Origin of the sequence: Acinetobacter sp. H1(2024) (assembly GCF_046557555.1) — a bacterium.
GTDB lineage: Bacteria > Pseudomonadota > Gammaproteobacteria > Pseudomonadales > Moraxellaceae > Acinetobacter > Acinetobacter seifertii.
This window is the reverse complement of sequence record NZ_JBKGFO010000001.1, coordinates 27,937-42,007: the sequence shown is the minus strand read 5'-3', so window position 1 is coordinate 42,007 and position 14,071 is coordinate 27,937. Positions and strand designations below refer to the sequence as shown.

18 protein-coding genes and 1 riboswitch are annotated in these 14,071 nt (G+C 37.1%); of the genes, 11 read left to right on the top strand and 7 right to left on the bottom strand.

Translation table 11 applies throughout. The annotated features are described in order from the left end of the window. Window positions 1-20: 20 nt before the first annotated feature. From ACLCEG_RS00210 to ACLCEG_RS00200, 3 genes are all read left to right on the top strand, one after another. Window positions 21-674 carry a TetR/AcrR family transcriptional regulator gene (locus ACLCEG_RS00210; protein WP_410564917.1) on the top strand — a complete coding sequence of 218 codons (654 nt, stop codon included), beginning with the start codon at window positions 21-23 and terminating at the stop codon, window positions 672-674. Window positions 675-787: 113 nt separating this feature from the next. Continuing rightward, entirely contained in the window at window positions 788-1,708 is a 921-nt protein-coding gene (argF, locus tag ACLCEG_RS00205) for an ornithine carbamoyltransferase (protein WP_004701186.1), read from the top strand. Between the two features lie 190 nt (window positions 1,709-1,898). Then, window positions 1,899-2,423, top strand: a complete 525-nt coding sequence (locus tag ACLCEG_RS00200) for a protein tyrosine phosphatase family protein (RefSeq protein ID WP_004701184.1) — start codon at window positions 1,899-1,901, stop codon at window positions 2,421-2,423. On the opposite strand, the gene ispF is transcribed toward ACLCEG_RS00200, so the two are convergent. Continuing rightward, window positions 2,420-2,902: a 2-C-methyl-D-erythritol 2,4-cyclodiphosphate synthase gene (ispF, locus tag ACLCEG_RS00195; protein ID WP_410564915.1), complete on the bottom strand. Its 483-nt coding sequence runs from the start codon at window positions 2,900-2,902 to the stop codon at window positions 2,420-2,422. The genes ACLCEG_RS00200 and ispF overlap by 4 nt on opposite strands. A 100-nt stretch (window positions 2,903-3,002) precedes the next feature. Between ispF and ACLCEG_RS00190 the strand changes: the two genes are divergently transcribed. After that, entirely contained in the window at window positions 3,003-3,647 is a 645-nt protein-coding gene (locus tag ACLCEG_RS00190) for a hypothetical protein (protein ID WP_410564912.1), read from the top strand. Between the two features lie 47 nt (window positions 3,648-3,694). Here the strand turns inward: ACLCEG_RS00190 and ACLCEG_RS00185 are convergent, their stop codons facing one another. Further along, window positions 3,695-4,939: a D-amino acid dehydrogenase gene (locus ACLCEG_RS00185; RefSeq protein ID WP_077166175.1), complete on the bottom strand. Its 1,245-nt coding sequence runs from the start codon at window positions 4,937-4,939 to the stop codon at window positions 3,695-3,697. A 177-nt stretch (window positions 4,940-5,116) separates the two neighbouring features. Next, window positions 5,117-5,204, bottom strand: a riboswitch (glycine riboswitch). A gap of 145 nt (window positions 5,205-5,349) precedes the next feature. Further along, window positions 5,350-5,841, bottom strand: a complete 492-nt coding sequence (locus ACLCEG_RS00180) for a hypothetical protein (protein WP_410564909.1) — start codon at window positions 5,839-5,841, stop codon at window positions 5,350-5,352. 311 nt (window positions 5,842-6,152) lie between these two features. Here ACLCEG_RS00180 and ACLCEG_RS00175 point away from each other — a divergent pair, with 311 nt between their 5' ends. Next, window positions 6,153-6,611, top strand: a complete 459-nt coding sequence (locus ACLCEG_RS00175; RefSeq protein ID WP_068933673.1) for a hypothetical protein — start codon at window positions 6,153-6,155, stop codon at window positions 6,609-6,611. A gap of 180 nt (window positions 6,612-6,791) precedes the next feature. Further along, complete coding sequence (locus ACLCEG_RS00170) at window positions 6,792-7,088, top strand: hypothetical protein (protein WP_410564907.1); 297 nt, start codon at window positions 6,792-6,794, stop codon at window positions 7,086-7,088. 130 nt (window positions 7,089-7,218) lie between these two features. Here the strand turns inward: ACLCEG_RS00170 and fumC are convergent, their stop codons facing one another. Next, window positions 7,219-8,613 (bottom strand): class II fumarate hydratase, encoded by a 1,395-nt coding sequence (gene fumC, locus ACLCEG_RS00165; protein WP_410564904.1) that lies wholly within the window; start codon window positions 8,611-8,613, stop codon window positions 7,219-7,221. Window positions 8,614-8,727: 114 nt separating this feature from the next. Then, window positions 8,728-9,735, bottom strand: a complete 1,008-nt coding sequence (gene galE, locus ACLCEG_RS00160; RefSeq protein ID WP_031982816.1) for a UDP-glucose 4-epimerase GalE — start codon at window positions 9,733-9,735, stop codon at window positions 8,728-8,730. Between the two features lie 65 nt (window positions 9,736-9,800). Between galE and tusD the strand changes: the two genes are divergently transcribed. From tusD to ACLCEG_RS00140, 4 genes are read left to right on the top strand one after another with little or no spacing between them, the layout of a single operon-like run. Beyond that, a complete protein-coding gene (gene tusD, locus ACLCEG_RS00155; RefSeq protein WP_004701165.1) occupies window positions 9,801-10,169 on the top strand; it encodes a sulfurtransferase complex subunit TusD in 369 nt (122 codons plus the stop codon). Between the two features lie 44 nt (window positions 10,170-10,213). Continuing rightward, window positions 10,214-10,564, top strand: a complete 351-nt coding sequence (locus ACLCEG_RS00150) for a hypothetical protein (protein WP_410564901.1) — start codon at window positions 10,214-10,216, stop codon at window positions 10,562-10,564. Window positions 10,565-10,581: 17 nt separating this feature from the next. Next, on the top strand, window positions 10,582-10,866 hold the full coding sequence (locus ACLCEG_RS00145; RefSeq protein WP_410564898.1) for a DsrH like protein: 285 nt from the start codon (window positions 10,582-10,584) through the stop codon (window positions 10,864-10,866). 19 nt (window positions 10,867-10,885) lie between these two features. Beyond that, window positions 10,886-11,197, top strand: a complete 312-nt coding sequence (locus ACLCEG_RS00140; RefSeq protein WP_001047539.1) for a TusE/DsrC/DsvC family sulfur relay protein — start codon at window positions 10,886-10,888, stop codon at window positions 11,195-11,197. A 5-nt stretch (window positions 11,198-11,202) separates the two neighbouring features. Here the strand turns inward: ACLCEG_RS00140 and ACLCEG_RS00135 are convergent, their stop codons facing one another. After that, window positions 11,203-12,066, bottom strand: a complete 864-nt coding sequence (locus ACLCEG_RS00135) for a DMT family transporter (RefSeq protein ID WP_019458722.1) — start codon at window positions 12,064-12,066, stop codon at window positions 11,203-11,205. A 122-nt stretch (window positions 12,067-12,188) separates the two neighbouring features. On the opposite strand from ACLCEG_RS00135, the gene ACLCEG_RS00130 reads away from it, so the two are divergent. Next, window positions 12,189-13,592 carry a PLP-dependent aminotransferase family protein gene (locus ACLCEG_RS00130; RefSeq protein ID WP_410564896.1) on the top strand — a complete coding sequence of 468 codons (1,404 nt, stop codon included), beginning with the start codon at window positions 12,189-12,191 and terminating at the stop codon, window positions 13,590-13,592. Here ACLCEG_RS00130 and ACLCEG_RS00125 read toward each other — a convergent pair. Continuing rightward, window positions 13,589-14,071 carry a winged helix-turn-helix transcriptional regulator gene (locus ACLCEG_RS00125; protein ID WP_100290413.1) on the bottom strand — a complete coding sequence of 161 codons (483 nt, stop codon included), beginning with the start codon at window positions 14,069-14,071 and terminating at the stop codon, window positions 13,589-13,591. The two genes, ACLCEG_RS00130 and ACLCEG_RS00125, sit on opposite strands and share 4 nt — an antisense overlap.

Sequence of the window (14,071 nt, the reverse complement as noted above, 5' to 3'; positions counted from 1 at the left end):
AATCGTTGTTATTAAATTTTATGCATGATCCAGTCCTTGAGTCACATCATCCTATATGTGACAAACCTCAGACGCGCCGCGGTATCGAACGTCGTTTAGCTTTATTGCTAAGCGCAACCGAGCTGTTTTTGGAAAAAGGATATGATGCTGTATCTCTGGACGATATCGTAAATCATGCAGGTGGTTCAAAGGCCTCTATTTATAAATATTTTGGAAACAAAGAAGGACTTTTTACCGCTATTTGTGACTATAAACGTGAAATGTTTTTTAAAGATGTGTGTATTCCATTTAATCCTGAAAAAAGTACTTTAAAAGAATATCTAATTCAAACGCTCGAACGTGTTTACGTTCATATCATTCAACCGGAACATATCGCGTTTTTACGACTTATTATAGAACAGACAGAATGTAATACTGTCCTCATACAATACCTTTATGACAAATGGGTACACAACTTACAGAATACTCTTACTCAAGCATTAGAGTTTGCACATAATGTAGGAGAAATCACATGTCCTTCTCCTTATCATTCTTCACTCATGTACTTTGGGATTTTACGCGATATTGAGTGGCGTATGATTATGGGTATGCCAGCTCTACCTAATGAGAAAGAAGCTTTTGATTATATTGAATATTGTGTAGACATTTTCTTAAAAGGCCACCATAAAGTCTAATTCTTTTGCATTTTGAAATGCTTATAGTATAGTAGACTTCTTTTTCTCCACATCCACCCAGCCAACAACAGATAATTGTTGTATTTCAAAGACAATTATTATGGAGTAGCTACATGGCTCTAAGACATTTCCTGACTTTACGTGATCTATCCACATTAGAACTTAACCGCATCTTAGAACGCGCAAGTGAACTAAAAAAAATGCAACAAGGCAATAAGGTTTATCAGCCTTTTGTTGGTAAAGTATTGGGAATGATTTTTGAAAAATCGAGCACACGCACTCGTATTTCTTTTGAGGCTGGTATTAACCAATTTGGTGGCAGTGCCATATTTTTGTCACCTCGCGACACACAACTAGGTCGTGGTGAGCCTATTGAAGACTCAGCACGTGTTATATCAAGCATGCTTGATATTGTAATGATTCGTACTTTTGGTCACGACATTGTTGAACGCTTTGCATCTTACTCAAAAGTTCCTGTGATTAACGGCCTAACTGATGACCACCACCCTTGTCAGTTACTTGCAGATTTACAAACCTATATTGAGCATCGCGGTAGTATTGAAGGTAAAACTGTAGCTTGGATTGGTGATGGCAATAATATGTGTAATTCATATATTGAAGCTGCACATTTAATGGGTTTTAAATTAAAAATTGCTTCGCCAAAGGGTTTTGAACCTAAACCTGAATTTTTAGCAGAGTTTGGTCATTGTGTTGAGCTTTTTGACAATGCTGAAGATGCTGCTGTAAATGCTGACCTTATCGTTACAGACGTATGGGCAAGCATGGGACAAGAAGAAGAACAAAAATTACGTAAGAATGCTTTTTCAGCGTTTCAAGTCAATGAAAAACTGATGAGTCTTGCACATCCAGATTGTTTATTTATGCATTGTTTACCAGCACATCGTGGTGAAGAAATTTCAGAAACCATGCTTGATCATAAAAATTCAGTCGTATGGGATGAAGCAGAAAACCGCCTACATGCTCAAAAAGCTTTAATGGAATTTTTATTGAATGAAAATTTGAAAAAAGCTTAATCTCGATAGAAAAACAGCATCTTTAAGGTGCTGTTTTTTTATTTCTCTAAAACTCTTATTTTTCTTGTTTATTTTTTAAAATTTTTCACGATGTTGCTGAATATATAAACAGCCTATATTTCAACTATACTCTAGAATCGTGTATAACATTCTACACAATAAGCCAAGCCTACTCTTGTAGAGTGCGATTATGACAACCCTTGAAGAATCACTATCTCAAATCCCTGCATTTTCAATTATTCATGAACATTTATTTAGTTCAGCACAACCTTCCGTTGAACAGCTCAAACTCATTAAAGAGTACGGCTGTAGTACTGTTATCAATTTAGCTTTGACAAATTCATCGAATTGTATTGAAAATGAAGATCAGGTTTGTCTTGAGCATGGTTTAAATTACATTCATATTCCAATTGACTGGGAAACACCTTCTTCTGACCAATGCTTATTGGTTTTAGATTTAATTGATCATTTGGTTCAAAATGAAATCGTTTGGTTACATTGTGCCAAAAACAAACGTGTAAGTTGTCTCATGTACGTATACAGACAATTTTACATGAATATGGACATGCCAACTTCTCAAGATTTACTGCACGAAATTTGGGAACCCAATGAAACCTGGACAGGACTAATCCATAGCATTACCTTACAGCTACAAGGCCGTAAGGCTACCTTAGAACTTCAACAGTCTTTGCAACAAACTGATGATTTAGTTTAATTAGAGATTAATACCGTCGCTGTTGATAAAATTCCTTCTTGGCGACCCGTAAACCCAAGTTTTTCGGTAGTGGTCGCTTTGATACTAATTTGATTTAAATCCACATTCAAAACATCTGCAATGCTTTGGCGCATCTCTAAATTATGTTTCGCTAATTTAGGACGTTCGCAAGCTACAGTAATATCAGCATTATTCAAACGATAACCACGGTCTAATATTAATTGATAAACGTGTTTTAGCAGTACACGGCTATCCGCTCCTTTAAACTCGGGATCGGTATCTGGAAAATGCTGACCAATATCACCAAGTGCCAGTGCACCGAGTAAAGCATCACATAGCGCATGTAACACAACATCGCCATCAGAATGTGCTTTTAAGCCATGCGTATGTGGGATCTGAACGCCAGCCAAAGTTACGAAGCTACCCTCTTCAAAGGCATGTACATCCAGTCCTTGTCCAATACGAATTTGAGCAACCATATCAACTCTTCCCTTCTATAAAAACTTAAGAAATCTTGTATTCAGCTGTTGTGTTTCGCTATAGTACACTTAGCAAAGTAGACTGAAAGTATAAGCGATCATGCCGTCGAATACTGATATGAATCAATTGAAAAGATTAAGTTTTGTCGTGACATTGAGTTGTTTATGCTCACCATTTGTTTTTGCGGAATCTATCGACTGCTCAAATTCAAAATCTGAGCTCAAAATCTGCTCAAAAACCTTTAGTGAAGCGCGTAAGCAACTTAACAATCAATATCTTTCTGCATACTTAGTTACAGATGCCCCCTTAAAACTTCTACAAGATACACAGACTTTGTGGTTTAAACATACTCAACAATGCAAAAACACTTCATGTTTTCAACAACAGTTTGATATACGTGGGGATGATTTAAACTTTTATGCATCACTTAAGCAAACCCTAACGCAGCATTATCTTAAATTTGAAAATGGGCATATTGCAGCTCAATCTGTTCATTTACAAATTCATCAACTTGCTAAAGATAAAATCAAAATCGAAGGATTAGCTTACCGTAATCCGAATAACCGAAAAGATACGCAAACTATTTCACTAATGGCTTATAGCTCTCCTGAACAAAAAAGTGAAATTTTAGACAACGAACATAACTGCAAATATAAGTTCGATTTCCAAAAGGCCTTACTTGTAGTGAAAACCCAACAAAAAGGCTGTGAACGATTTACTGGTGTTTATAGACTATATGATTAGTTGATATAAAACAAAAAAGCCAGTGAATCTACACTGGCTTTTCTTTTTTAAGCTGGATATTTCTGCAGAATATCTTGACTCACCAATACAGCAGTCGCTGCTGATAAAGTCCAACCTAAATGGCCATGTCCGGTATTATAAAAAACTCGTGGCTGTTTAGACTGTTTTACGACTGGTAACATATTTGGCATCATTGGTCTTAAACCTGCCCACGGCACAACATGCTCAGTTGAAATGTCAAAATTACGATTCACCCAATTCACTAAAGGTTGAATACGATCCGCTCGAATGTCTCGATTATAGCCGTTAAACTCAGCTGTACCTGCAATACGTAAACGATCTTGGCCTAAACGAGACGTTACAATTTTGGCGCTTTCATCAAGCAAACTCACCCATGGCGCATTTTTAATACTTTTCTCATCTTTCAATTGGACAGTAATTGAATAGCCTTTAACTGGATAAACATTTACACGCTCACCGACCATATCAGCCAACTGATAACTTCCGACACCACCACAAACAACCAGAACATCACCTTCCAATTGAAAGCTATCTGATTGAGAAAGATGAGGATGTTCAGCACTTGGCTGACAATTCAACACTACTTTATCTGTGTGACACTTAATATCAGTCACTTCAAGCCCAAATTTATACTGAACACCATATTGTTTAGTCTTTTCAGCTAAAGAAGTTGAATACTTATGAATGTCTCCAGTTGCATCACTTGGAGTGTAATACCCCCCAAAGTAATCACCAGTTAAAGATGGCTCGATTGTCTTCATTTCCTCTGGTGAAACTGAATAGCGCTCCAAAGTACCTTTGTTTAAGACGTCATTCACCTGTTTAGCAACATCATAATCAGCCTTACTGTGATACATATGAAGAATACCGCGTTTCTCCAAATCAAATTGAAGCTGCTCTTTTTCAGCGACTTCAAACAAGCGCTTACGCGCGAGCAATGCTAAGCGAACAGTTTCTATGGTATTAGCCTCATAGTTTTTAATATGAGATAGAAACTCAACTAACCAGCTATATTTGTGCAAACTAAAAGAAGGGTTAAGTAATAGAGGAGCATCTTTTTGCCTCATCCATTTAAAACCTTTTATAACGGTCGCTTTCTGGTTCCAGACTTCTGCATTACAAGCAGATAATTGCCCTCCATTTGCAAATGATGTTTCCATAGCTGGATAAAGATGGCGATCAATCACTGTGACTTGGTAACCTAATTGAGATAATTCATAGGCTGAAGTAACCCCTGTGATTCCTGCACCAATCACAATAACATGTGGCATAACAGACTCCTCTGAAATGCAAAAACATTTCATCAGTACAGCCCATCTGTCATTTGTACCTGAGAGTTTCGACCTAAACACTACCTTTTAGCATTTCGATCTTCCCCTTCGGTGAGTTTATGACTTATAAGTTTTTATTCTTCATGCTTATAAATCTTAAGCTGCTCTCCAGATTTTTTAATTATTACAGTCCTTTTGCCTGAGAGTTTCCGGGCCTGTTGCTCCTTCGGCGGGTTCCTAAGAACCTCTCTCCCGCAATAATTTTGTATTTATATAAGCAATGTATCTGCCACTTTTAAAAAAACGCATTCTTTTCTTGTAAACTTTTGTACAGCAATTCAATTAAATAAGAAAGTTTTTGATTTAACTATAAAAAAGGTGAATTATTTAAATTCACCTTTTGCCATTTATCAGAGCTTTCCTTCAAGCACTTGGTCAGAAACTAGACCTTTCCATTGCTCTCTCAAAGCTGGTAAATAAAACTTCTCACCAATTGTGACCAACTCAGCATCAATTAGTGCATGAATTTCGTGCATAAAAATATAATCCAACGAAACTAAAGACAGTTGATGATTTTTTTGTGCTAGTTTTTTACGTTTAGCTTGAGCTTGTTTAATGAGCTCATTTGCAAAATTTTTATCTTTATATGTTGTGATTGCATTTAAACGAAGCTCAATAACACCCCAACCTGCCAATAATTTTTTGAAGATTTCAAAGTCTTTTGTCGTTGATTCCCAAGTTACGTTTTCCAGATTATTATCTTCGGGTAAAACAGGTAACAGTAAATCACCAGTACTTAGAAAAATCTTTTTAAGATTTAACAGAAATTTAACAGGCTGATCACTTGGGTAATCATTAAACTGCACATGTTGTTCGGTATCTGTTAAATAAATCGAGAGCATTCAAAAATCCTTAGCTAAGCAACTGTTTATTATGTGTTTAATTTCTATATCGCAAAATAAATGCAAATTAAAAACAATACAAAAACAGGATAAGGTGGGCATTTTAACAATTATGACAGCTTATTCAACTCTAAGTTAGTTTGATTAAGCTATATAAGAACAATTAAATTCAATTAACTTTGTAAAGAGCGCAGATATGAATTAATAGCTCAAAAAGTGAGTGATCATTAAACATACTACAACTCAGCCTCTTATTAAGATTTAATGTTACAATACAGTGATTTACTCAATTTCATCTGGCTCCCAAAGAAATGAATAGATCACAGTTAATTTTATTATTTTTAAGTATTTGTACTTTTTCTTCTTCTGTATTTTCTGAAACGATTACCTTCCCAACTGAACAAGAGTTTTATGACCAAAAATCGAATCGCCATAGAAGTATGCTTGAGATAAACAATTCAAATCATAAGTTTAACGAATCACAACACAATCCTTTTCGTTCCGATTCGAACAAGAAAGCAGTAGATTTTTTTGAAATTGCAAAACAATACCAAGATGAGAAACCACAAAATACATACTCTCACTCTCCAGATCCAACTGTGAATATGAGTGATCATGACCGAAGTCTCTACTACATTAGAAATCATGATGATATAGGTCTCAAAAGAGATATTCGTATTCAACAATATAGATCATTAAAACAGCAATACGATAAAGGAGTCATTTCCAACGACGAATACAAAGAGAAAGTTTACAAAATTTTAAAATAAGCTTTTATATATTCTGAAGCCTTCTTTTAATGGAAGGCTTCTATGAGAAACTTTGAGATAGAAGGTTAAAAATTATAAAAAACAAAGATTCATAGTAAATAAACAATAAAAATTAAACAGTTTTAACAGTTAAAAGACACCAAACTATTGATGTCTTCCCTACAAATAAAGGAGAGATCAATGAAGATTCGAGCTTCACGTACCTATTCAACTTATTCAAATCACTATTTTATTTCAAAAGAATATGAATGCAGCGTTATTCCAGTAAAAGGAATGTGCTTTACCGATCTTGGTTTGACCGAAAATGGTGTGATTGAACCGATAGAAATTACAGAGGTCACTATAGATCCAGCCTCAAATTCTTATCATATTCTTTTAGCAAAAGATGCTCATGAATACACAAAAGAAGAACTAAAAAGAAAATTTGAAGAAATGAAAGTAAATGGTTGGGAATATATAGAAGATCTACTGATGTAGCATTTATTCTCAACCTATAAGTTAGAGCACATATCAAAAGCTATAGATTTAATGCGTACATATAATAGCCATCAGTAGTTTATCTGTACATTCAGTACAAAATGGCACTACTGATGGCTATATAGACTGCTTATTTACTATTTGGCGAAACCATTTTTTCAGGTTTAACGACCTCGTCAAACTGTTCTGCTGTTACTAAACCAAGCTCAACAGCCACTTGTTTTAAAGTCTTATTCTCTTTATACGCAGTTTTCGCTACTTTTGCAGAGTTTTCATAACCAATAACTGGATTTAATGCAGTAACTAACATGAGAGAGTTATGCAAGAAGTGGTCAATTTTATCGCGATTAGGTTCAATTCCAACCGCACAGTGATCATTAAAACTATTACATGCATCGCCAAGAAGCTGAATAGATTGCAATAAATTATAAGCAATCACTGGCATAAATACGTTTAATTCGAAGTTACCCGAAGCACCAGCGATATTAATAGTGGTATCGTTACCAAGCACTTGTGCAACCACCATGGTCATTGCTTCACTTTGAGTTGGGTTCACTTTACCTGGCATAATACTTGAGCCTGGTTCATTTTCAGGAATGCGAATTTCCCCAAAACCACAGCGTGGGCCACTTGCTAACCAACGAATATCATTAGCAATCTTATTTAAGCTTACTGCTAAAGTTTTTAATGCGCCTGATGCAAAAACAGCGGCATCACGCCCTGCAAGTGCTTCAAATTTATTAGGAGCAGTAACAAATGGCAAACCCGTTAAAGCTGCAAGCTGAGTTGCTGCCTTAACAGCATAGTCAGGATGAGCATTTAAACCTGTTCCTACTGCTGTGCCACCCAATGGCAACTCATACAAACCAGTTAAAGCTTGTTCTAGGCGTACTAGACCGTGCTCAAGTTGAGAAACATAACCACTAAATTCTTGGCCTAAGGTTAATGGTGTGGCATCTTGCAGATGAGTACGGCCAATTTTAACAATATCTTGAAATTCATCGGACTTCTTCTGCAAAGTCGCTTTAAGCTGCTCTACAGCTGGAATCAGCAATTCATTAATTTGCAAACTTGCTGCTACGTGAATAGCTGTTGGAAAAGAGTCATTGGTAGATTGTGCACGATTGACATGATCATTTGGATGTACTGGTTTTTGTGCACCCAGCACTTCACCTAATTTTTGGTTGGCAATATTGGCAATCACTTCATTACAGTTCATGTTGCTTTGTGTACCAGAACCTGTTTGCCAAACTACGAGTGGGAACTGTGAGTCCCATTTTCCTGCAATCACTTCTTCGGCAGCGCCCACAATATATTGACTTAAATCTTGTGGTAACTGTCCTAACTCTGCATTGGTTATTGCTGCTGCTTTTTTTACCAAGCCCATCGCTCGAATCATGGCACGGGGTAAACGCTCCTGCCCGATTTTGAAGTTCTGTAAGCTACGTTGGGTTTGTGCTCCCCATAGCGCTTCATTTGGAACTTCAATCTCACCCATAGTGTCATGTTCAATTCGTGTTTGCATAGAAACCTCGGTTATGTGGTTAAAGAACTCACGGGCTGAAGCAATTTTTGCTTTGGCTAGTTAATTTTAATATCGTACTCAAGCATTCCATTATTGTAAATAAGAATCATTATCTTATCTTCCATTTAATGTGTTTTGATAGAATCTCCATTCATCTTCAATCATTTGCTTTAAAGTTCGTTTCGGATTCCATTGTAATAAAGTTTTTGCTTTTCCTACATTTGCACCAAGTTGAGCCAATTCTTCATGCTTATAAATTGCCGATTGTGTCGGAATTTCAGCTTGGGTCACTTGTGAAATTTCATCTAATAACTGACGAATTGAATGTACTTGGTTATGTGCAATATTAAATGCTTCACAGCAATGGGTTTGATCACGTAGCCATAGTAGAGTTGCACTTACAGCTTCGCATACATCTAAGACATGTAGAAAACTACGCTCTACAGTATGGTCTTCGGTAGACACTTGGTCTTGTAATTCAATTAAATCACGCTGCATGGCTGCTACTTGCAATGCAAGGGGTACAATATTTTTAGGAAGCTGCGCAACATACTCACCTAATACACCATGCTCAAAAGCACCTACAATATTTGATAGGCGTAAGATCGCAATTTTCCATTCATGATCAATTTTATAGGTATCACGGATGATTTCTTCAATCATCTGTTGAGATTTGATATATGGATTTGGATAAGCGTAGTTGAAATCTTGTGTTTCACTCAGTTCTAAATCAGATTTTCCATAGACTGCCAAGCTAGATAAATGGATAAAATGACGAACTCCTGTACGTTGCATCGCACGTAATAGACTCATGATGCAACTGACATTATCGTTATAATATTCGAGCGGTTTTAAGTTAGATTCTTCAATGGATTTAAAACCAGCGGTGTGAATGACTGCATCAATTGAGTATTGTTCAAATACCTTATTCAATGCAGGTGTATTACGTACATCAAGTTTAACAAACGGAACGTACATACCAGAGATGTATTCTAACCGCTCAAGCGTTTGCAAGGTCGAGTTAGCCAAATTATCGACAATAACCACTTCTTGGCCTTGAGCCAACAGACTCAATGCAATGTGTGAACCGATAAAGCCTAAACCACCTGTCACTAAAATCATTGTATACTTACCTTTCTCTTAATGTATCTACGCCCATTTAGACGTATGACCATAGTGAATTCTCAATGAGTACATTACTACTAATAACCTCTGCTCCTACTTCAATCCATGCTTGGCATGCGCTGGGCCTTGCTCAGGCACTCAAAAGTAAAAATGAAGACTTTCGTGTATTCTTTTACCAAGATGGCGTTCAGGTTGCGAATGATTTTCAGTGGGTTCCTGACGACCAGCGTAATTTAACGCATGAATGGCAAAAGCTCTCGATCCGACTTCCTGTCTGTGTCAGCGCCGCCCTTGCACGTGGTATTACCGATGCAGAAAATGCGAGTCGCCATCAACTTAGTCATCACAACCTAGCAGACAACTTTGAGTTAGTTGGACTAGGTGAACTTGCTGATGCAGTACAGTCAGCCTCTCGTCTTCTTCAATTCTAAGTTACTTTGTTAACTTAGATTGTTGCTTTTAAAAGGTATATTGTGTGAAAACTGTACTCGTTATTTTGACCCAAGCCAATCTAACCAGCCTACAAGTCAATGAAAGCCTCGCCGCTACTATGGTTTTAGCAACCTTTGGCTCGCCAGTCAAAGTATTATTGAAAGATGCAGCTCTTAGCCTCTTACAAAATGAACATAACTTTGACCAGTTGCAGCATGCTTTTAAAATTGCTTCAAACATGGTGGATAGCTTTGAGTTTTATGACTTGAGCCCCATTCTTATTGAGACCAAAAATAAACAGCATCCTTTTGTTCAAAACACTGAGCAGGAGCTAGAGTTTGTTCAGTTAAATACTGAACTCATCCAATCTTTCGATCATGTCTTATATTGGTAGATAAAGGTGTAAATTTAATGACGCAATCAACACTTTATCTGGTGCAAGCTTCTTATTACCATACTCCTCGCATTATTGAAGAACTTGAAAAGCTCTTTCATAAAGACGATCAAATTGTTTTTATGGGAGATTCAACCGCACAGCTTTCCATAAGCATTTGTCAGCAGTTTGGCTCAGTTTCTTGTTTGTCTCATGAAAAAGATTTAATTGATGCAGAAACCTTGGCTCACGTTAAGGTATTAAATTATGACCAGTTTGCGGATCTGGTTTTACAATTTAATCGATGTATTTCTTTCAAATAATATAGTTAGGCTCATTTTTATGAATTTAGAATTAGATCAAGATGGTCATTTAGTCGACTATACGATTTGGAATCCCGAAGTCGCACAGGAACTTGCCAAATCTCTCGATCTTGAATTAACAGATTGGCATTTTGAAGTTTTAGCTGCGGTTCGCCAATTTTATCAGCAATTTGGGCACTCTCCTGCAACACGCCCTCTGATTAAGTTTTTAATGAAAACCGTCAGCCCAGATATTAATAATGCTGTTTTACAGCAAAAATTTAATACTGGTTTAGTTGCGCGCCATCTCAGTCGTTTGGCAGGCATTCCTAAACCAGCAAATTGTTTATAACTTTTTTATGCGAACTTTTTAGCGGCAGCGACACATAGAATTGTTACTGCCGTTACCATTAACATCGACCAACTTACATGTTCATGTAATAACAGTGCGGCAATCGCGAGTCCCATTAAAGGTTGTAAAAGCTGTAGCTGGCTAATTGCAGCAATACCGCCTTGTGCAAGCCCTTTGTACCAGAAAAAGAACCCGATAAGCATACTAAATAACGATACATAAACCAGCCCTGCTATCGCCGATGTAGATACATCTTGGAAAGAAACAGGCATGTAAAAAATAGTAGCAAATAACATAATCGGTAAAGCTAAAATAAGCGCCCAACAAATCACCTGCCAACCACCTATTTTTTTCGAAAGTACTCCGCCTTCTGCATAGCCAAATCCACATAGAATAATTGCAATAAGCATGTATAAATCGCCGATGCCAAAAGAAGCTTCACCCGACAAAAAAAACATGTAGGTAAAGACAACCAGGCTGCCTAAAATTGCAAATATCCAAAAAAATAAATTTGGTTTTTCTCCCCCTCTTACTACTGCGAATATGGCAGTAGCGAGCGGTAGAAGACTCACAAAGACAATTGAATGTGCTGCATTCATATATTGCAAAGCAAGTGCCGTAAATAAGGGAAAACCCACCACAACACCTAAAGCAACAATAGCAAGTGGCCCCCAATATTGTTTAGCAGGTCTTTTTTCTTTAAGCAAAAAGATAAGAATTAAACCCAAAATACCCGCAATGGCTGCTCTTGCCGCCGTGAGAAAACCAGGATCAAAACTGGTAACCGCAACACGGGTGGCTGGTAATGAGCCTGCAAAAATCGCAACCCCAATAAAACCATTTACCCAACCATTCATAAACTTTTGCATATTATTCTCCGCAACTATACGAAGAATTTAAGCTGTGATATGGTGTCAAAACCAGATACAAAGCAGTACAATTTCAAAAAACTGTTATGTATAAATAAGCAATACAGTTAGAGATGGTTAACGTGAATCAGTCAAAAACAAAAATCGAGCTTGTTATTTCACAGATTGAACAGCAAATTAAAAATCGTTCTTTAACACCAGGCTCCCGTTTACCTTCTGTACGTAAACTATCCAAAGATTTAGGTTTTTCTGTTTCTACTATTGTTGAAGCTTATGAGCGGTTAATTGCCGTAGGTAAAATTGAATCTCGTAGTGGCTCCGGTTTTTATGTCGTAGGACCGCTTGCCCCTTTGGCTTTAAGTGAATTAGGCCCTAAATTAGATCGTTCTATAGATCCGTTATGGATTTCACGTCAGTCTTTGGAAGCAAAACCCGATGCATTTAAACCTGGTTGTGGTTGGTTACCAAATGAATGGATGCCACTTGAGAGTATTCGTAAAGCTTTAAGATCTGCTACGCGTAACGAAGATGATAACTTAATGGGCTATTCGTCACCTTTAGGGCTACCAGCATTAAGAGATTTACTCGCTAGGCGAGCGCAAAGTAAAGGTATAGAAGCAAACTTAAACCAAGTTCTTTTAACTGATTCGGGTACCCAAGCAATTGATCTGGTTTGTCGTTTTTTACTTAAACCAGATGATGTTGTTTTGATTGATGACCCTTGTTACTTTAACTTTCATGCTTTACTTAAAGTTCATCAAGTTAAAGTTATTGGTATTCCTTACACACCAAATGGTCCAGATTTAGAAGCATTTAAAGAAGCGATTGAGACCCATAATCCACGGCTTTACATTACAAATTCTGGAATACACAACCCCACTGGTGCAACACTCTCACTTTCGATCGCTCATCAATTATTAAAACTGATTGAGCAGTCTAATTTGATTGTGATTGAAGACGATATATTTTCAGATTTTGAACATACTTCAGCGCCACGACTTGCGGCCCTAGACAACCTTTCACGCGTGATTTTTATTGGAAGTTTCTCTAAAACACTCTCTGCCTCTATTCGCTGCGGGTATATTATTGCTAAACCAGAATGGATTGATCAAATTACCGATTTAAAAATAGCTACCAGTTTTTCTCACAATGGCCTTTCAGCCAAAATATTACATACAGCTTTAACCGATGGTTCATACCGTAAGCATCTAGATGTGTTAAAAGTTCGTTTATCTCAAGCCATGCAGGAAACGATAGCAAAGCTTAAAGCGATTGGAATAGAACCGTGGATTGAACCAAAGGCTGGAATTTTTGTGTGGTGTCGGTTATCCAAAGGTGTAGATGCAGCGAAGATTGCTCAGTTTTGTCTGAATCGAGAAGTAATTCTTGCTCCGGGTAATGCCTTTAGCCAAGCACAATCGGCAGGCCAATTTATTCGTTTTAATATTACCCAGTCAAACCATGATTATATTTATAAGACTCTTACAGAGGCACTTCAGCAAGAGTCTTTAAAGAAAATGCTTTAAGCTTGTTTTTGCTTTTGTTCTATATAAGCAAAATAGCCCGGTCCAGCCGTAACTTGAACTTGTTTTGCATGTAAAGGTTCACGGCAGACCGAACATACCATGACTGGTTCAAATTTATGACCACAAGCTTTATGACGATATTCCAACGGTTTACCTAAACCTTGATCCATCCATTTATCTGCCCAGTTCGCCATAGATAATATAATTGGATAAAGCTCAAATCCTTTATCTGTGAGACGATATTCAAAGCGTTCCTGACGGTCAAAATAAGGAGCTTTGACTAAAATTTCGTATTCAACCAAACGCTTTAAACGATCCGATAGGACATGACGAGTGACACCTAGCGATTTTTGAAAATCATCAAAACGGCGAATTCCCATAAAAGCATTACGTAATATTAGCATCGTCCATCGATCACCAATTACTGATAGCATACGGGCAACAGAACAAGGTTGATCACCGATGTCATCCCATTTCAT